This window comes from Arthrobacter sp. NicSoilB11, assembly GCF_019977375.1.
Taxonomy (GTDB): Bacteria; Actinomycetota; Actinomycetes; order Actinomycetales; family Micrococcaceae; genus Arthrobacter.
Genome location: NZ_AP024657.1, coordinates 3,955,033 through 3,973,050 on the forward strand (window position 1 = coordinate 3,955,033; position 18,018 = coordinate 3,973,050).

14 protein-coding genes are annotated in these 18,018 nt (G+C 67.8%); 5 read left to right on the plus strand and 9 right to left on the minus strand.

The features are described from left to right. Positions 1–56: 56 nt before the first annotated feature. Entirely contained in the window at positions 57–638 is a 582-nt protein-coding gene (locus tag LDO14_RS18485; protein ID WP_018770063.1) for a hypothetical protein, read from the minus strand. 213 nt (positions 639–851) lie between these two features. Here LDO14_RS18485 and LDO14_RS18490 point away from each other — a divergent pair, with 213 nt between their 5' ends. After that, a complete protein-coding gene (locus tag LDO14_RS18490) occupies positions 852–4,352 on the plus strand; it encodes a DEAD/DEAH box helicase (RefSeq protein WP_018770062.1) in 3,501 nt (1,166 codons plus the stop codon). Positions 4,353–4,476: 124 nt separating this feature from the next. Further along, positions 4,477–5,523: a family 43 glycosylhydrolase gene (locus LDO14_RS18495; protein ID WP_223992848.1), complete on the plus strand. Its 1,047-nt coding sequence runs from the start codon at positions 4,477–4,479 to the stop codon at positions 5,521–5,523. Between the two features lie 157 nt (positions 5,524–5,680). Here the strand turns inward: LDO14_RS18495 and LDO14_RS18500 are convergent, their stop codons facing one another. The 8 genes from LDO14_RS18500 to glnT form a co-directional block, all read right to left on the minus strand. Continuing rightward, positions 5,681–6,973 carry an ammonium transporter gene (locus tag LDO14_RS18500; RefSeq protein WP_018770060.1) on the minus strand — a complete coding sequence of 431 codons (1,293 nt, stop codon included), beginning with the start codon at positions 6,971–6,973 and terminating at the stop codon, positions 5,681–5,683. 246 nt (positions 6,974–7,219) lie between these two features. Then, positions 7,220–7,843: an XRE family transcriptional regulator gene (locus LDO14_RS18505; protein ID WP_018770059.1), complete on the minus strand. Its 624-nt coding sequence runs from the start codon at positions 7,841–7,843 to the stop codon at positions 7,220–7,222. 38 nt (positions 7,844–7,881) lie between these two features. Then, positions 7,882–9,168: an allantoate amidohydrolase gene (locus LDO14_RS18510; protein WP_223992849.1), complete on the minus strand. Its 1,287-nt coding sequence runs from the start codon at positions 9,166–9,168 to the stop codon at positions 7,882–7,884. 10 nt (positions 9,169–9,178) lie between these two features. Further along, on the minus strand, positions 9,179–10,339 hold the full coding sequence (locus LDO14_RS18515) for an FAD-dependent oxidoreductase (protein WP_223992851.1): 1,161 nt from the start codon (positions 10,337–10,339) through the stop codon (positions 9,179–9,181). Further along, positions 10,339–11,691, minus strand: coding sequence for an FMN-binding glutamate synthase family protein (locus LDO14_RS18520; RefSeq protein ID WP_223992853.1), 1,353 nt, complete (start codon positions 11,689–11,691; stop codon positions 10,339–10,341). The genes LDO14_RS18515 and LDO14_RS18520 overlap by 1 nt, the downstream gene beginning before the upstream one ends. Positions 11,692–11,700: 9 nt before the next feature. Continuing rightward, a complete protein-coding gene (locus LDO14_RS18525) occupies positions 11,701–12,432 on the minus strand; it encodes a protein glxC (protein ID WP_223992854.1) in 732 nt (243 codons plus the stop codon). Further along, positions 12,420–13,328 (minus strand): glutamine amidotransferase, encoded by a 909-nt coding sequence (locus tag LDO14_RS18530; protein WP_223992856.1) that lies wholly within the window; start codon positions 13,326–13,328, stop codon positions 12,420–12,422. Before LDO14_RS18530 ends, LDO14_RS18525 begins: the two co-directional genes overlap by 13 nt. Before the next feature lie 30 nt (positions 13,329–13,358). Beyond that, complete coding sequence (gene glnT, locus LDO14_RS18535; protein ID WP_223992858.1) at positions 13,359–14,759, minus strand: type III glutamate--ammonia ligase; 1,401 nt, start codon at positions 14,757–14,759, stop codon at positions 13,359–13,361. A gap of 241 nt (positions 14,760–15,000) precedes the next feature. Here glnT and LDO14_RS18540 point away from each other — a divergent pair, with 241 nt between their 5' ends. From LDO14_RS18540 to LDO14_RS18550, 3 genes are all read left to right on the plus strand, one after another. Further along, positions 15,001–15,996: a LacI family DNA-binding transcriptional regulator gene (locus LDO14_RS18540; protein WP_223992860.1), complete on the plus strand. Its 996-nt coding sequence runs from the start codon at positions 15,001–15,003 to the stop codon at positions 15,994–15,996. A gap of 96 nt (positions 15,997–16,092) precedes the next feature. Beyond that, on the plus strand, positions 16,093–17,262 hold the full coding sequence (locus LDO14_RS18545; protein ID WP_223992862.1) for a Gfo/Idh/MocA family oxidoreductase: 1,170 nt from the start codon (positions 16,093–16,095) through the stop codon (positions 17,260–17,262). Then, on the plus strand, positions 17,262–18,008 hold the full coding sequence (locus LDO14_RS18550) for a ThuA domain-containing protein (RefSeq protein ID WP_223992865.1): 747 nt from the start codon (positions 17,262–17,264) through the stop codon (positions 18,006–18,008). Before LDO14_RS18545 ends, LDO14_RS18550 begins: the two co-directional genes overlap by 1 nt. Positions 18,009–18,018 lie beyond the last annotated feature (10 nt).

Below are 18,018 nucleotides of genomic sequence, written 5' to 3' on the forward strand. Positions count from 1 at the left end.
ATCGGGTCCGCCGGGCGGACCCATCACGGACTACATCGCCTCCGGTTGCGGAAAGGTTACGGGCGCCTCGAATTTTCTTTCTCCCTGGGAACCAGGGTTGCCGCGAGGCGCTGGATATACGGGCCCACTTCCTCATCGTCCAGCACCAGAAGGTCCGCCTGGCCGCGCAGCCAGCGGGCATTGAGGGCAGTGATGTTTTCGCGTTCCAGCAGCTCTTCAAACTCGCCGTCGAGCTCCTCCATCCGGAAGACGCCGTCGGGCACGGCACCGATGCCATCAATGCCGTCCAGGTAGGCGGCAGCTGTTTCGGCGGTCAGTGCGTCGTAGGCGTCCACGGCGCGGTTGAACAGGTCCAGGTGCGCGCCTGCGCCCATTCCGGCCATCCCCTCCCGGACCAGCGTGTCCATGGTGGACCGTGCGGCCGCCATGACGGCGTATTGCGCGAACCCGCCCTCCAGGGCCTGGCAAAGGTAGAAGTCCACAAAATAGCTGCGGACGGCCACGGGGGACATGTCCTCCGCGGCCAGCAGGGCGTTGTGCATTGCATCGATGATGGCCACGTTGGCCTCCACCACCTCCTCGTCCCTGCCTTCGATGCTGCTGCTGGTCAGGACGACGGGCTGCTGGCTGGTGGTCATGGCACTCCTTGCTGGGGTGGTGGTACGCCGGACGCCTTCACGCTACGGCGGCCAGGCCACGGCAGGATCGGCGGACAAATGAACGTCAAGCGAAGTTTTCGGGGCCGGCCGGGAAGGCGCCCGGCATGGGCGTGCCGCCGGGCGAACTAAGATGGATCAGATAACCACCCACCGGACCCGGCCCCGCCGTGACCTGCCGAAAGTAGCGCGTACATGCCATCCCAACCGGACGAAAGTGCGGAACTGGCAATACAGACACCCGCCATCAACGACCGCTCGCTGGCGGCCGGGCTGGCCTATGCCATGGCGAGCAGGGTCTCGGGAATATCGTTCGACGGCGGCACCGGCCTCATGCTGGGAAAGGTCCGGGGCGGTGCGGAGGTCCCTTATTCCACCACGGCCAAGCTGGTCCGGAAGGCGGGCGGCTGGAGCTGCACCGTGGGAGTGTGCAGCTGCCCGGTCCGCAAGGACTGCAAGCACGTGGCGGCCTTGCTGTTCGCGGCTGAGGACAACCCGTCCATCCGGGTGCAGCTGCTGGCGCCGTCCACCTCCACGCAGGTATCCCGCGCACCCTCGGCGGTCCTGTCCGACTGGGAACAGGCCCTCAGCCCGCTGATTTCCCAGCCCGGTTCAGCCCCTTCCACCAGCGGCGTTCCCCTGGCCCTGCAGTTCGAGATCGAGGAACCGCCGCCGCATTTCTCCTACACGGGGCGCCGGGACCCGGTGCGCGGGGTGCGGCAGCTCAAGGCGCGGCCCGTCATCATGGGGGCCAAGGGCAAGTGGATCCGCGGCGACGTTTCCTGGAACACCCTGAACTACCTGAACTTCCGGCGCGAATCCAACCAGGCGCACGTGGAATGGCTGCAGGAGTTCCTCGCCGGCCACTCCTCTACCGCCAGCCGGATGCACAACTCCGCGGGACTGTGGCTGAGCCTGAACTCCTACTCGGGGAAGAACCTGTGGAGCCTGCTGTCCGAGGCCGGGAAGATCGGGCTCGCCCTCGTCCACTCGCGCGGCACCGGGCCGGTCCGGCTGGCCGAGGCCCCTGCCGCCGTCGGGCTTTCCCTGAGCCGGTACGGCACTCCGGTGGCGGACGCCGCTGAGGCCGGCACCACCGCCGGGACCTCCGACGGCGGGCTGGAGCTGTCACCCACCATCACCGTGGAGGGCGCTGAGGTTGATCCGGCGTCGGTGGGCACCATCGGACGGCCGGCGCACGGGCTGTTCTTCACATCCGGCGAGGCCGCGCTGCCCGGCGTCCCCGACCCCGACGGAACCATCACCCTGGCGCCGCTGGAGAACGGGCTCAGCGAGGAACTGCTGGCGTTCGTCACGACCGCAAGCACCCTGCACATACCTGCCAGGGACGAGTCACGCTTCCTCACGGGCTTTTATCCAAAGCTCAAGCAGGCGGCCCGGGTGACGGCCCGCGACGAGTCGGTGGAACTGCCCGAACTGGCCGTCCCCACCCTGTCGCTGCTGGCCAATTACGGGGCGGACCACCGGGTGCGGCTGCACTGGGAGTGGCACTACAAGACCGGCAAGCTGGTCACCGCGCAACCTCTGTGGCGGCACCCCGGCGATGCGGGCTACCGCGATGACACGGCGGAGTCCCGCATCCTTGAGGGCATTGGCCGTCCGTGGGACGTGGTGCCCGCGCTGGGCGAGTCCGCCACGGGCGGCTGGGGCACTCCCCGGCTGGCCGCGTCGGCCGAACTGACGGGCCTGGACACGCTGGCCTTCACCGAGGAAGTGCTGCCGCGGCTGCGGGAGGCGCCGGACGTTGACGTGGAGACGGTGGGCGACATCGCCGACTACCGCGAGGCTGAAGAAGCCCCGGTGGTGTCCATCTCCACCAAGGCAACTGAGCAGCGCGACTGGTTCGACCTGGGCATCCAGATTTCCCTGGAAGGCCAGCCTGTTTCCTTCGCCGCCGTGTTCTCCGCCCTGGCCGCGGGACAGACCAAGATGCTGCTGCCCAGCGGCGCCTACTTCTCCCTTGACCTCCCGGAACTGCACCAGCTGCGGGCCCTGATCGAGGAAGCCAGGGCGCTGCAGGACAACAAGGATGCGCCGCTGCAGATCAGCCGGTTCCAGGCGGGGCTCTGGGATGAACTGGCACAGTTGGGAATCGTGGACGAACAGGCCGCGGCCTGGCGGTCCGCCGTGGGCGGTCTCTTGGAGGGCGGCACGGACGGGCTGCCGCTGCCCCCCACCTTGAACGCGGAGCTGCGGCCGTACCAGCTGGAGGGCTACAACTGGCTCAGCTTCCTGTACAAGCACGGGTTGGGCGGCATCCTGGCTGACGACATGGGCCTGGGCAAGACCGTGCAGGCCCTGGCCTTGATGTGCGCCGCCAAGGAGCTGGCCGCCGCGGCTGCTTCGTCCCTTGGGAATACCGACGGCGGGAACACCGACGACGGGAATACCAACGCCGGTGCTGCCGCTGCCGCTGAAAGCCGGCCCGCCGCCGTCGCGCCTTTCCTGGTGGTGGCGCCCACCAGCGTGGTGGGCAACTGGGCCCTCGAAGCGGCCCGGTTTGCGCCGGGGCTGACCGTTCGGACGGTCGGCGAGACCTTTGCCAAGAGCGGCCAGGAGGTGGCGGAGGCCCTTGACGGTGCCGACATCGTCATCACCTCCTATGCCTTGTTCCGCATCGATTACGAGGCCTACGCCTCCCGCACCTGGAACGGGCTGGTGCTGGATGAGGCGCAGTTCGTCAAGAACCACCAGTCCAAGGCGTACCAGTGTGCACGGAAGCTGCCGGCCGCGTTCAAGCTCGCCATCACGGGCACTCCGCTGGAGAACAACCTCATGGAGTTCTGGGCGCTGACCTCCATCGTGGCCCCCGGCCTGTTCTCCAGCCCCAAGCGCTTCGCGGAGTACTACCAGAAGCCGGTGGAAAAGAACGGCGACAAGGGGCAGCTGGAAAAACTCCGCCGCCGGGTCCGCCCGCTGATGATGCGCCGAACCAAGGACCAGGTGATCAAGGACCTGCCGCCCAAGCAGGAACAGATCCTTGAAGTGGTGCTGAACCCGCGGCACCAGAAGGTGTACCAGACGCACCTGCAGCGCGAGCGGCAGAAGATCCTGGGACTGATCGAGGACGTCAACAAGAACCGGTTCACCATCTTCCAGTCGCTGACCCTGCTGCGGCAGTTGAGCCTGGACGTGTCGCTGGTGGACCCGGCGTTGTCAGCGGTGCGGTCCAGCAAGCTGGATGTGTTGTTCGAACAGCTCGAGGACCTCGTGGCCGAGGGGCACCGCGCGCTGATCTTCAGCCAGTTCACCGGGTTCCTGGGCAAGGTCCGGGAGCGCCTGGACGAGGAGGACATCGAGTACTGCTACCTCGACGGCAGCACGCGGAACCGCGCCGACGTGGTCAGTGAGTTCAAGAACGGCAGCGCGCCGGTGTTCCTGATTTCGCTGAAGGCCGGCGGTTTTGGGCTCAACCTCACGGAGGCCGACTACGTGTTCCTGCTCGATCCGTGGTGGAACCCGGCGTCCGAGGCGCAGGCCGTGGACCGGACGCACCGGATTGGGCAGGCCCGGAACGTCATGGTGTACCGGCTGGTGGCCAAGGACACCATCGAGGAGAAGGTCATGGCGCTGAAGACCCGGAAGTCGCAGCTGTTTGCCGACGTCATGGAGGGCGATGCCCTGGCCGGCGGGGCCATCACGGCCGAGGACCTGGCGGGCCTGTTCAAGGAGTAGGGCCCGTCGTTATCGACGCGCATCCTGGTTTTCGACGCGCATCTTCACTGTCGCGGCCCACATCTTGGTAGCGCCAGGGAATCCGCGCAGCGCAAGTGCGTTTGCGCGTCGAAAATCGCAGCCTATGCTGGTGCCCAACGCAAACTACAACGTTGGAGAAATTGTGTCCCAGCACATGACTGCACCGCCTGCCCTCCCCCACCTGCGTCCTGACGCCTTTGCCACCCCGTACCGCGACCCGGTGTGGGACGGCCCCACAGATCCCGTCCTGGTGGCGGACCACCTGCGGGACGAATGGGTCCTCTTCTACACGCAGCGCCGCGCCACCGCTCCGGGGCTGACGGGGGTTGAATGGGTGCACGGCACCGGGATTGGCGTCGCACGGTCGTCCGACGGCGGCGCCACCTGGCGCTACGAAGGCACCGCCGGGGGACTTATCCCGCCCGGAACGGACCTTCCGGCAACCCTCTGGGCGCCCGACGTCGTACGCATCGGCGACCGGTGGATCATGTACCTCTCGGTCCTCGGCGGCAGGCGCACCGACTGGACCGGGACGGCCGGAATCGTCCAGCTCGCCAGCCGCGACTTGGAGCACTGGGAGTACCTGGGCGCCGTGGACCTGGCCTCACCGCGGGTCATCGACGCCGCCGTGGCACGGTGCGGGGACGGCCGGTACCGGCTCTGGTACAAGGACGAAACCCGAGGCTCAAATACTTACAGCGCCGTGACGGAGACCCCGGCGGATCCAGCATCCTGGGTCCGCGAGGGCGTCGCGATCCCTGGCCGGCCGCACGAAGGGCCCAAGGTCTTCCGGCTGGGCGGCTGGTACTGGATGGTCGTGGACGAATGGCGAGGCCAGGGCGTCTACCGCTCCCGCGACGCTACCGGAAACTGGACCCGGCAGGAGCACCTGGACGGGCTGATCCTCACGGCGCCGGAATCGGTGGACGGGCGGGCCGTCGTCGGACGCCACGCGGACGTGGTCTCGCTTGAGGGTGGGGACTCTGGCGACGGCGGCGCGGAGCGGGCACTGCTGGTCTACTTCACGCACCCGCACTGGAACGGCGAGGACATCGGCACCATGGCGCCGGACCCGCGCACCCGGCTGAGCCACGTACGGGCCGCGGTGCTTGAGGTGCGCGACGGCATCCTGGTCTGCACGGAACACTGAACCCAAAACACAGAAGGGCCAAACCCCGGAACTATAAGCCGGCGGCTGCCGGCACCGGTCCAAGGTTTGGCCCTGACTCGTGCGCTGGGGCGCGTGGGACACTCCGCGTGAACACTGCACCGGGCGCCGCCCCCAGCAGGCGGGCGCCCGGCAGCTTTTACGAGACGCGCTGCGGCGAGCCCAGTTCCACCGGGTCCTCGTCCGTCAGGTACGCCAGCTCGGAGTGGGCTGCGAGGTCGATGCCGCGCAGTTCGTCCTCGGGCTTGATGCGCAGGCCGATGGTCTTGTCCAGGATCTTCGCCAGGACCCAGGTGATGCCGAAGGAGTAGACCAGGACCGTGACGGTGGCAAGGGCCTGGACGCCCAGCAGTTCAACCCCGCCGCCGTAGAACAGGCCGCTGACGGCGTTGGGTGCTGCGTCGGTGGCGAAGAGGCCGATGAGCAGGGTGCCCAGGATGCCGCCCACCAGGTGGACGCCGACGACGTCGAGGGAATCGTCGAAGCCGAGCCGGAACTTCAGCTCGATGGCCAGGGAGCAGACAGCCCCGGCGATGGCGCCGATGGCCACGGCGCCCAACGGGCTGACGGCACCACAGGCGGGGGTGATGGCCACGAGAGCGGAGATCAGGCCGGAGGCGGCGCCCATGCTGGTGGCGGCACCGTGGCGGACGCGCTCCACCAGGGCCCAGGCGAGCAGGCCGGCGGATGCGGCCACAGCGGTGTTGAGGAAGACCACCGACGCCGACTGGCCGGCGGAGAGGGCGGAACCGGCGTTGAAGCCGAACCAGCCCACCCACAGCAGGCCTGCGCCCACCAGGACCAGCGGCCGGCTGTGCGGCTTGGCGTGTTCCACCTTGGGCCAGCCGGAGCTCTTGCCGAGGACCAGGGCCAGGGCCAGGGCGGCCGCACCGGCGTTCATGTGGACCGCGGTGCCGCCTGCGAAGTCGATGGCCTTGATGCCGTTGGCGATCCAGCCGCCAGCCGTGCTGCCGTCCGCCGAGTCGAATGCGAACACCCAGTGCGCGATGGGGAAGTAGACCACGGTGGCCCAGATGCCTGCGAACAGCATCCAGGCGCCGAACTTCATGCGCCCGGCCGCCGCGCCGGCAACCAGTGCCGTGGTGACGCAGGCGAAGAACAGCTGGAAGGCGGCGAACAGGATGACCGGGATGGACGCTGCGTCATCCTTTGCCAGCATCTGCCCCATGCCGGGGAACTCGGTGACGTCACCGATCAGCCCCAGCCCCCCAACCGAGTTGCCGAACGCCATCGAGTACCCGAACAATGCCCAGAGCACGGCCACCAGGCTGGCGCCGCCGAAGCACATCATCATCATGTTGAGGATGCGCCGCGACCCCACCATGCCCCCGTAAAACAGGGCCAGGGCGGGGATCATCATGCAAACCAGCGCCGAGCTGGCCAAAATCCAAGCGACATTTCCCGAATCCATGGGAAACCCCTTTCAAGATGCGAAGAGAGAACGGTAAGTTGCCGTCAGAGCCGCTCCGTGGAGGGACGCGGATGGAGAGACCACGTTCAGCGGAGGGGCGGCTGTTGCCGTCTGGTTCCAACTGTATGGCGGCTGTTTCTGGGTGGGTTTCCGGCGTGTTAAATGATCGTTTCGGTCATCCGCCACCGAGTTTCAGGCGTCCCGCCGCACGCAGGAGTTGCTGCAGAAACAGCCGGCAACAGGAAGCTATTTGGCGGAAATCGCCAGGAACTGGATGGGCAGGTCCAGCAGCTCCAGCGGTCCGTGGGGGCCTTCGCCGTCCAGCAGCAGCGAGTCGCCCGCTTCCATGGCGTATTCGTAGGAGCCGTGGCCGTACACCATCCTGCCGGAGAGCATGTAGATGAACTCGGTGCCCGGGTGCTGGAAGAGGGGAAACACGTCGGAGGCGTCGGTAAGCGTGACCAGCGTGGGTTCGATGGCGTCGGTGCGCCCTTTCAGCGTGCCCAGGACACGGTATTCGTGGCCATGCTGGGTTCCGCTGCGGACGGTGAGGCTTCCCTGGCCGCTCTTGGTGAAGGTGGCGTCCCGGTCCGTGTCCGCGCCGCGGAACAGCGCGGTCACGGGAACCTTCAGCCCGTCCGCCAGCCGCTGCAAAGTGGTGAGCGAGCAGGATGTGGTGGCTGTTTCCACCCGCGAGATCATGGCTTTGGACAGGCCGGTGCGGGCGGCAAGCTCAGCGGACGACAGGCCTGCGGCCGTGCGGTAGTGCCGCACCTGCGCCGCGATGACCTGTTCCAGGCGCCCGGCTACCTCTGCAGATCCGTCGCCGGCGTGCTGGTCTTCTGCGCGGTCCCGGGCCTGTTCGGTCATGTCAGCCATCTTAGGCGGGTGGACGGACGACGGCGGCGCTAGCCGATCGCCCGTGCCTCACCCAGCAGGCCGGAGAGTGAGTCCGCCAGGGCGAGCGCGCCGGCTTCGGCGTCCCAGTCCTCCACCAGTTCGTCCGGTGAATGCGAGACGCCCGTGGGATTCCGGACGAACAGCATGGCGGTGGGCAGGTGCGCGGCCAGCACGCCGGCGTCGTGGCCGGCGCCGGTGTCCAGCACCGGCGCGGAAGGCAGCAGTTCCCGCAGCCGGTCCCGCAGCCCGCCGTCGAAATGCACTGTGGGGCTCAGGGACTCCGTGCCCAGGCTCGCCGTGCAGTTTTCCTCGGCGGCAAGGACCTGGGCGTTGAGCCCGATGGCCTCCACCAGGGCCGCGGTGACCGAGTCCTCCGGGTGCCGGACGTCGATCCACAGGTCAACGCGGGAGGCGATGACGTTGGTGCCGCCGGGAACAGGCTGCAGCCGGCCCACGGTGGCACGGGCGTCACGGTATTTGCGGGCAGTGTCCCGGATGGAAACCATCACCTTGGCCGCGGCGATCATCGGGTCCCGGCGGTCCTTCATCAGCGTGGTGCCGGCGTGGTTCCCCTCCCCCGTGATGCTCAGCTTCCAGCGGCCGTGGCCCAGGATCGACGAGCCGATGGCCACCGGCTGGTTGAGGTCGATCAGCCCCCGCCCCTGCTCGACGTGCAGCTCCACGAACATCCCCAGCTGCTGCAGGGTCTTGTAGTCGGCTCCGATCAGCCGCGGGTCCTGGCCGTTTGCCGCGGCGACATCCGCATACGTGTTGCCGTCCGGGTCTTTGAGGTTGCGCGCCTTGTTGGCGTCCAGTTCCCCGGTGAGGAGCCGTGAGCCCAGGCAGGCCACGCCGAACCGTGACCCCTCCTCTTCCGGGAAGACGGCGATCGCCAGCGGCCGCCGGGGCCGCAAGTTCCGGGCCTTGAGGAGGTCGACGGCGACCAGCGCCGAGGCGACCCCCAGCGGGCCGTCGTACGCCCCGCCGCCGGGGACGGAATCGAGGTGGCTTCCGGTGGCGACGGCGTCTTTCCGCACTCCCGTTGCTGTGTCCCACCAGGCCCAGATAATCCCGTTGGCATCCGTGTGCACGTCCAGCCCGCGCCGGGCCGCCTGCTCAATGAACCAACTGCGGAGGTCCGTCTCGGCGGTGGAGAATACCGGGCGGGAGTAGCCGCCGCGGGAGGCATCCCTGCCGACGGTGGAGATGTCCTGCAGGAGGCCGGTAACAGTGGATGCGCTGGCTGCGGCGGAGGGCAGGGCCTCCGACGCCGGTGCTGTCTGGGAAATGCTCACGGTGTCCGTTCTAGGTGGTGAATGCTGTGGAAGAGGCGCTCCGGAACCGGTCCGGAACATTCCCGCTGCCGGTGGCCAGGTCCGCTGCCCACCGGCCGATCAGGGGTGCGAACTTTGCCCCGTGCCCGGAGCACGGCGAGACGACGGTGAGGTTGTCCACGCGGTCGATGAGGAAGTCCTCGTTTGGAGTGTTGGTGAACAGGCAGGTGGTTTCGGCGTACGGTTCCGGGTCCAGGCCGGGCAGGCAGCGGCGCACGTAGTCCACCACCTGTGCGCGGTTGGCCGGGTCCACCCGGCCCGTCTGGCCTGCCGCGGAAGGAATGAGCCTGCCGCCGTTGTATTCGGCGACTTTCTGGCCCGCGAACCCGGCGTCCCGGCCCCCGGGCAGACCGTAGGCCTGGATGTCCGCCGCCTTGTGGATGAACGTCGGCCAGGGGCCCGCACCCGGGGCTGCGCCGCCGTCGTGGTCCCTGTACCGGAAGTGGAACGCCTGCTCCTGCCGGACGGTGATCGCCGGGAGCGCGGCCAGGAAGCCCGCCGGAAGTGACAGGGAGCCCAGCAGCTCCGGCAGCCAGCCGCCCGCGCTGACCACCACGTGGCCCGCGTCGAACGTTTCCCCGGTGGAGGAGAAGAGGCGGTAGCCGGTGCCGTCCCGCTCAATGCTCTCCAGGTGCCAGCCCGTCAGTAGCCGCGCCCCCTTCCTGACGGCGAGGGACACCATGGCGTTGACCGCGGTTTCGGCGTCGATCACGCCGGCAGCGGGGTGCCAGAGGACCTCCGTGTCGAAGGCGATCTGCGGCCACCGCTTCCGGGCGTCCGCGGCGGAGAGGAGTTCGTGGTCAATTCCGACGTCGGCGAGCACCTTGGCGAGCAGGTCCGGTTGCCGCCTGGACCCGTGGTCCACCGCCCCGAAAGGTGTGATCAGCTCCGTGCCGGCATCCAGGGCGAGCCTGTCCCACAGGACTTTCGAGTCCAGCACCGCCTGCGTGTAGAACGGGTCCGGGTAGGCGTAGCGGAAGATCCGGGCGGATCCGTGGGAACTGCCGTCGTGCGCGGCGGGGATGTCGCGTTCCAGCAGGGTGACCTGGTGGCCGCGGGATGCCAGTTGCCAGGCGGTGGCGGCGCCGGCCAGGCCGGCACCCACAACCACATAGTCGGAAGCCTCGGTCATCAGAAGCCCCCTTGGCCTGCCCCCGGGATCCAGCTGGTCCCGGCCAGCGGCACCCGGGCCATGGCGGCCGCCTCGATGGTCAGTGCCACCAGGTCCTCCGGTTCCAGGTTGTGCAGGTGCGACTTTCCGCAGGCCCGGGCGATGGTCTGGGCCTCCATGGTCAGGACGCGCAGGTAGTTGGCCAGGCGCTTGCCGGCAACCACCGGGTCGAGCCGGGAGGACAATTCGGGGTCCTGGGTGGTGATGCCGGCGGGGTCGCGGCCGTCCTGGAAGTCGTCGTAGAAGCCGGCGGCGGAACCCAGCGCGGAGTATTCGGCAGCGTAGCGGGGATCGTTGTCGCCCAGCGCGATCAGCGCCGCGGTGCCGATGGCCACGGCGTCGGCACCCAGGGCCATGGCCTTGGCGACGTCGGCCCCCGTCCGGATTCCGCCGGAGACGATGAGCTGGACCTTGCGGTGGACGCCGAGTTCCTGGAGGGCCTGGACTGCCTGCGGGATGGCGGCCAGGGTGGGGATGCCCACGTTCTCGATGAACACCTGCTGCGTGGCGGCGGTCCCGCCCTGCATCCCGTCCACCACCACCACATCCGCGCCGGACTTCACTGCCAGGGCGGTGTCGTAGTACGGCCGGGAGGCGCCGATCTTGACGTAGATGGGGGTTTTCCAGTCGGTGATTTCACGCAGCTCGCCGATCTTGATTTCCAGGTCGTCCGGGCCGGTCCAGTCCGGGTGGCGGCTGGCGGAGCGCTGGTCGATGCCCACCGGCAGGGTGCGCATCCCGGCGACGCGTTCGGTGATTTTCTGGCCCAGGAGCATGCCCCCGCCGCCGGGCTTGGCGCCTTGGCCCAGCACGATCTCGATGGCGTCCGCCTTGCGGAGGTCGTCAGGGTTCATGCCGTACCGGGACGGCAGGTACTGGTACACCAGGTGCCTGGACTGGCCGCGCTCCTCGGGCGTCATGCCGCCGTCGCCCGTGGTTGTGGAGGTTCCCACCTCGGATGCGCCGCGCCCCAGCGCTTCCTTGGCGTTGGCGGAGAGGGCGCCAAAGCTCATGCCGGCGATGGTCACCGGGGTCTGCAGGTGCAGCGGGCGGCTGGCGTACCGGTCGCCGAGGACGACGTCGGTATCGCACTTTTCGCGGTAGCCCTCCAGCGGGTAGCGGGACATGGAGGCGCCGAGGAAGAGCAGGTCGTCGAAGTGCGGGACCTTGCGCTTGGCGCCCCAGCCGCGGATGTCGTACACGCCGGTGGCGGCCGCGCGCTGGATGTCGGCGATGGTGGCGCGGTCGAAGGTGGCGGACTCGCGCAGGCCAAGCTCAGCGATGTCAGGGGCGGGCATGGAGGTAATGGTCACGGGAGCCTCCTAGTAGGCAGTCGAATTGTCGACGTGGAAGTGGTAGAGGTTCCGGGCTGAGCCGTAGCGCTTGAAGTCGGCCGGGTTGTCGGTACGGCCGGCTGCGGCCAGCAGTTCCGCGAGCTCGGCCAGATGCTCATCTCGCAGCGGCTTTTCGACGCAGTCCGCGCCGAGGGAGGCCACCGTGCCTTTGACGTAGATCCGTGCCTCGTAGATGGAGTCGCCCAGGGCGTCACCGGCGTCGCCGCAGACCACCAGCCGGCCGGCCTGGGCCATGAAGGCGGACATGTGGCCGATGTTGCCGCCCACCACGATGTCCACGCCTTTCATGGAGATCCCGCAGCGGGCTCCGGCGTTGCCGTCGATGACCACCAGGCCGCCGTGCCCGGTGGCCGCGGCGGACTGGGACGCATCCCCCGTCACATGGACCTTCCCGGACATGATGTTTTCCGCCAGCCCGACGCCGGCATTGCCGTTGATGGCCACGCTCCCCTTTTGGTGCATCCCGGCTGCGTAGTAGCCGGCATGGCCGTCGATGGCCACCGCGATGTCCGCGTCGATGCCAACGGCCAGGCTGTGCTTCCCGCCGGGGTTGGTGACGGTCCAGGACTGGCCGTCTTCGGCGTCGTGGATGGCCTGGTTCAGTTCCCGGACAGAGCTGATGGCCAGGTCAACCACTGCCTGCCCGGCATCGGGGGCGGCCGTCGGGGCGAAAGTTTCGGGGGCCGTCAGAGTGACCATGTGTAGACCTTTCCGGGTTCCGGTTCAAAGATGCGGGCGTTGTCGATGCCGGGCAGCCCGGCCAGGGCACGGTATTCGGAGGCCATGGCCACGTAGTCGTCCGTTTCGGCGATGATGGCCGGCTTGCAGGCGATGGGGTCGCGGACCACGGCCATGCTGTCCGCCGTGGTGACCACCAGCGTGTAGAAGCCGTCCAGGACCTTACCCAGGTTCACCAGGGCTTCCTCGAGGGTGTCGCCCTGCTGCAGGCGGGAGGCTACGTATCGGGCGCCCACCTCGGTGTCATTCTCGGAATCGAACACCACGCCTTCGCGCTTGAGTTCCCGGCGGACGGTGGCGTGGTTGGAGAAGGAGCCGTTGTGCACCAGGCAGAGGTCGTCGGCCACGGAAAAGGGGTGCGAGCCCCCGGCGGTGACGGCTGACTCGGTGGCCATCCGGGTGTGGGACAGGCCCTGGCTGCCGGCCATCGCCTCAAGTCCGTGCTCGGCGGCGATCTCCATGGGATGGCCCACGCTCTTCATCACGGCCACGTGTTCGCCACGGCCAATGATGGTGGCGGCGGGCAGGGTTTCGCCGACGGCCTTCACCAGGAGGTCCGTCCCGACGCCGGCACTCACCAGGGTGGTGTCACCCACCACGCGGACGGCTGCTGCCGCGTCCAGCGGGAGGAGGCCGGCCACGCCGGCGGTGATGGCCGCCGGCGTCATTCCCTGGTCCTTGCCCAGGAGGCTGAGGGTGGAGGTTCCGGGGGAAACCAGGCCCGGGGTGTTGTAGACGGCCAGGCCGGCCGAGTCCGGTCCGCGGTCCACGATCTGGCAGAGCATGGAGGACAGCAGGGCGCCCATTTGGGGGTGCAGCGAGGGATTGCGCAGCTGCAGCGCGGCGATTCCGCACATGGAAAGTCCTTTTCTTGGATGTGTGGGTTGCTAAATCGAGGTCAGGTACATGCGGATTTCCCAGTCGCTGACCTGGTTGTGCCAGCTGAGGAATTCCTCTTCCTTGGCGTCCGCGTAGTAGCCGCCGACGGCAGGATCCCCGCTGAGGCTGGCCAGGATCACGGGGTCCTTCCGCAGTGCTTCCACGGCGTGGAGCAGCGTGGCCGGAAGGAGATGCGCGTCGGGTTTGGACTCTCCCGGCCCGGACGGCCGACCCGGATCCAGGGACTTCTCCACGCCGTCCAGCCCGGCGGCAAGGGCGGTGGCGATGGCCAGGTACGGGTTGGCGGAGCCGTCGCCGGAGCGGAGTTCGATCCGTTTGTTGTCCGGCACCCGGATCATGTGGGTGCGGTCGTTCCCGCCGAAGGATGCCTTCCGCGGCGACCAGGTGGCACCCGAGGAGCTGGTGGTGGCGCCGGTCCGCTTGTAGGAGTTCACGGTGGGGGCGAGGAAGGCCTGCAGCGCAGGAGCATGTTCCAGGATCCCGGCGATGAACGAACAAGCCAGGCCGGAAAGCCCGAGGCCGCGGCCGCCGTCGTCCGTTCCCTCACTGGGGAACAGCGGATCGGAACCTGCCCACAGCGAAAAGTGGAAGTGCAGGCCGGTGCCGGTGCGGTCGGTGAACGGCTTGGGCATGAAGGTGGCGGTCATGCCGCGCTGCCCGGCCAGGATATTCAGGATGTAGCGGAGGGACACCACGCGGTCCGCCGTGGTCAGCGCGTCCGTGAAGTTGAAGTTCTGCTCGAACTGGCCGGCGGCGTCCTCGTGATCGTTCGCATAGTTGCCCCAGCCCAGGGAGTTCATCGCCTCCGAAATGGAGGTGAGGTGGTCGTACATCCGGGTGACGCCGCGGGCGTCGTAGCAGGGGCGGAGCGAATCGTCCCTGTCGTCGGCGGTACTCAGCGTCCCGTCGTCGTTTTTCTTCACCAGGAAGTACTCCACCTCGGCGCCCACCTTGGCCTGCATGCCTTTCTCCGCCAGGCCGGCCAACGTGTTCTTCAGGATGACGCGCGGGGCGTAGGGCCAGGGCTTCCCGCCCACATGCGGGTCGCAGTGGATGATGGCCAGGCCTTCCTTGATGAAGGGGACCGGGGTGAAGGACGCCAGATCGGGAACAGCGATCAGGTCCGGGTCCTGCGGCTTCTGCCCCATCAGGCCCGCGGCATAGCCCGCGAACCCCATGGCGCCGTCCTCGAGTTCAGCCGCGGCCTCCACCGGGACCAGCTTGGCGCAGGGCTTCCCGGTCATGTCCACGAACGTGGCCAGCAGGAAGCGGACGTTGTGGGCACGCGCAATATCGGCCAGGGAGATGGTTGGTTCTTCGGCCGGCGCGGGCGCCTTCAGCCCGCCTTCTGGCATTGGGGTCACAGCAGGGGTTGCGACACTCGTCATCGAAACATTCCTGTCAGGGTTGGCGTTAGCTATCAGTAAACCTTGTTGCACCAGATTAGCCAAGGAGTGATTTCGTGCGTCGGACAGGAAGGTTAAATGCATGTTTCAGCCGACGGGAAGGGATGGGCATGATGGGGCCGCAGCAGCCGGCCCGCCGCACCCGCAACGGCGGCTAAGCTGAAAATCGCAACCACCGGGTGGAGGGCGGCTTCGGCCAGTGGCCGCGGAAGGACGAATCGGAATGGCTCGAGCAACTGTGCAGGACGTCGCCAAAACGGCGGGAGTGTCCGTCGGCACGGTATCGCGCGTGCTGAATGGAAGCCCGGCCGTGAGCGCGTCAAGCAGGGAAAAGGTGGCCGGTGCCATCCGGCAGCTCAACTACCGCCCGCTCGCCTCCGCACGCGACCTGCGCCGCGACCGCACCATGCGCATCCTGGCGCTCTCGAAAAACCTCGAGTCCCCCGTCATCAGCGAAGCGTTCCGTGGCTTCGGTGACGCCGCGGCCTTGTCCGGCTATGTCAGCCTGATCGCCCCGACGTCCGGCGACCTCGAGCGGGAACAGCAGCTCGTGGATATGCTGCGCAACGGGTCCGTGGACGGATTGATCCTGTTTTCCCCCACCATGCCGGACGGCGACGTTGAAGCGCTGGCTGAGCAGCTGAGCGTTGTCCAGGTCTGCGAGATCGTCGATTCCGAGGCAGCGTTCGGTGTATCCATTGACGACCGGCAGGCCGCTTACGACATTACGCGGCACCTCATCGGGACAGGCGCCCGGCGGCTTGCCATCATCGGCAACCGGGCTGCCCGCTCCGGCAGGCTGCGCGAACAGGGGTTCCGGGAGGCCCTGTCCGAGGCGGGCCTGGCCGCGGAACAGGGCCTGTTCGCCAACGGTGACTTCGATTTCCACGCCGGCCGCCGCCTCACCAGGGAACTGCTGGCCATGGACCGCCTGCCCGATGCCGTGTTCTGCGGCAGCGATACGGTGGCGGCAGGCTGCGTCCGGGAAATCATCGACGCCGGCCTGCGGGTGCCGGACGATGTGGCGGTTGCCGGCTTCGATGATTCCATCCAGGCGGAGATGTGCATCCCGGAGCTCACCACCATCCGGCAACCGGCCTACGACCTGGGCCGCGTGGCCTTCGAAGCACTCCTCGAACGGATGACCGGCCCGGCCCACCGCCGCGGCCGGACATTCCTCCCGCACGAGCTCGTCATCCGGGATTCCACAAAGAACTGACAGGGGTTGACTCCCCGGGGCAGTTCCTGAAAGGATTTTGGAATCGATTCCAATAGCTCTCCGGACCACCATTCCGACCATTTTGGAATCGATTCCATGACCCTCACCCCAGCGCCGCCCGGAAAAGGAAAGAACCTCGTGAACAACCAGCAAACCCCCGTCCAGCAGCCGTCTACGCCAGGAGAAAATCCGGAGCTACGGGTGGGTGTGGTGGGCATTGGCTGGGCCGGCCAGCAGCACCTCAAGGCCTATTCCGAGCTGGATGGTGTCCGCATCGTGTCGCTGGCCGGGATGGAGCAGGAGCTCCGTGACTCCCTGCAGGCCGAGTACGCCATTCCCAACGGTTTCGCCGGATGGGAAGAGATGCTGGACCACGGCGGCCTGGACGCCATCAGTGTGGCAGTGCCCACCTTCCTCCACGCACCCATCGCCATCGCCGCCCTGGAGCGGGGAATCCACGTGCTGAGCGAAAAGCCCATCGCGCGCAACGCCGTCGAGGGCCAGGCCATGGTGGACGCCGCCCGCAAGGCAGGCCGTGTCCTGGACGTCGCCTTCAACCACCGCCGGCGCGGCGACATCCAGGCGTTGAAGGAAGTGATCGACGACGGCGGGCTGGGCCGGCCCTACTACGCCAAGGCTTCCTGGCTGCGCCGCTCCGGCATCCCGACGCTGGGAAGCTGGTTCACCAACCCCGAGCTTGCCGGCGGCGGACCGCTGGCGGACATCGGCGTGCACGCGCTGGATTACGCCCTCCACCTCCTGGGCGAACCGAAGGTGCTGGCTGTCTCCGCCGCCACCCACTCGGAGCTTGGCCCGCAGGGCAGGGGTGGCGGCAGCCGGTATACGGCCCTGGCCACCAGCCACGCGTTCGAGGTGGAAGACTTCGCGTCAGCGTTCCTCCGGCTTGAGGGCGGCGGCACACTGCTGATCGAGGCGGGCTGGGCCACCTACCGGGAACAGGACGACCTGCTCGATTTCACGGTTTACGGCACCGACGGCGGCGCGGAGCTCAAGGTGCACGGCGCACCCTTCCCGCCGGTCGGCCAGCTCCGGGTGTTTACCGACAAGGACGGCGAATCCGCAGACTACGTGCCAGCTGTGCTCCCGGGCCGCGCGCATGACGCAGTGGTGGAAGACTTCGTTACGGCAGTGCGCGGCGGCGACGCCGTTTGGGCCGGGCATGACGGCTCCCTCGCGCTCTACCGTGCACAGATCATCGACGCGTGCTACCAGTCCGCACTTGAGCAGAGGGAGGTTCGTCTCTAATGAACGGCAAACTGAGGATCCGGGTGTGGAACGAGGGCGTCCACGAGGCCATCAACGAGCCGTCGCACATCGGGGAGATCTATCCTGACGGCATCCACGGTGCCATTGCGGCAGGACTTCGTTCCTACTTCCCGGACGCTGACATCACGACGGCGGTCCTGGCCACCGACGACCAGCACGGCCTTGACGAGGAGGTGCTTGCGGAGACGGACGTCCTGCTCTGGTGGGGCCATATGGCCCACGCCGAGGTGGGCGACGCCGTCGTCGAACGCGTCCACAGGCACGTGCTTGGCGGCATGGGACTGATTGTGCTCCATTCGGGGCACTTCGCGAAGATCTTCACCAAACTCCTGGGCACCAGCTGCTCCCTCGCCTGGCGCAACGACGGCGGGCGCGAACTGGTCTGGACCGTCAAGCCGTCCCATCCCATCGCCGAAGGCGTGGACAGTCCCATCGTCATCCCCGAACAGGAGATGTACGGCGAGCTGTTCGATATCCCGGAGCCGGACGACCTCATCTTCATCAGCTCCTTCGCGGGCGGCGAGGTGTTCCGTTCCGGCGTCACCTTCACCCGGGGCAAGGGCCGCATCTTCTACTTCAGCCCCGGCGACCAGGAGTACCCGGTGTACCACCACCCGCAGATCCAGCGGGTCCTGGCCAACGGCGTGAAGTGGGCCGCCCAGCCGGAGCTGGCCCGTTCAGCCCCGGCGGTGACCAACCCTGCCCGGGAGTGGTTCCAGGAGTAGTAGGCGCAAA

What these genes read in the sequence shown, in the direction of transcription:
- LDO14_RS18515 (WP_223992851.1), bottom strand. Translation starts at nt 10,339, where the DNA reads ATGACCGAGGCTTCCGACTATGTGGTTGTGGGTGCCGGCCTGGCCGGC.
- LDO14_RS18495 (WP_223992848.1), top strand. Translation starts at nt 4,477, where the DNA reads ATGCTGGTGCCCAACGCAAACTACAACGTTGGAGAAATTGTGTCCCAG.
- LDO14_RS18530 (WP_223992856.1), bottom strand. Translation starts at nt 13,328, where the DNA reads ATGTGCGGAATCGCCGCGCTGCAGCTGCGCAATCCCTCGCTGCACCCC.
- LDO14_RS18505 (WP_018770059.1), bottom strand. Translation starts at nt 7,843, where the DNA reads ATGACCGAACAGGCCCGGGACCGCGCAGAAGACCAGCACGCCGGCGAC.
- LDO14_RS18500 (WP_018770060.1), bottom strand. Translation starts at nt 6,973, where the DNA reads ATGGATTCGGGAAATGTCGCTTGGATTTTGGCCAGCTCGGCGCTGGTT.
- LDO14_RS18540 (WP_223992860.1), top strand. Translation starts at nt 15,001, where the DNA reads ATGGCTCGAGCAACTGTGCAGGACGTCGCCAAAACGGCGGGAGTGTCC.
- LDO14_RS18550 (WP_223992865.1), top strand. Translation starts at nt 17,262, where the DNA reads ATGAACGGCAAACTGAGGATCCGGGTGTGGAACGAGGGCGTCCACGAG.
- LDO14_RS18525 (WP_223992854.1), bottom strand. Translation starts at nt 12,432, where the DNA reads ATGGTCACTCTGACGGCCCCCGAAACTTTCGCCCCGACGGCCGCCCCC.
- LDO14_RS18490 (WP_018770062.1), top strand. Translation starts at nt 852, where the DNA reads ATGCCATCCCAACCGGACGAAAGTGCGGAACTGGCAATACAGACACCC.
- LDO14_RS18545 (WP_223992862.1), top strand. Translation starts at nt 16,093, where the DNA reads ATGACCCTCACCCCAGCGCCGCCCGGAAAAGGAAAGAACCTCGTGAAC.
- LDO14_RS18485 (WP_018770063.1), bottom strand. Translation starts at nt 638, where the DNA reads ATGACCACCAGCCAGCAGCCCGTCGTCCTGACCAGCAGCAGCATCGAA.
- glnT (WP_223992858.1), bottom strand. Translation starts at nt 14,759, where the DNA reads ATGACGAGTGTCGCAACCCCTGCTGTGACCCCAATGCCAGAAGGCGGG.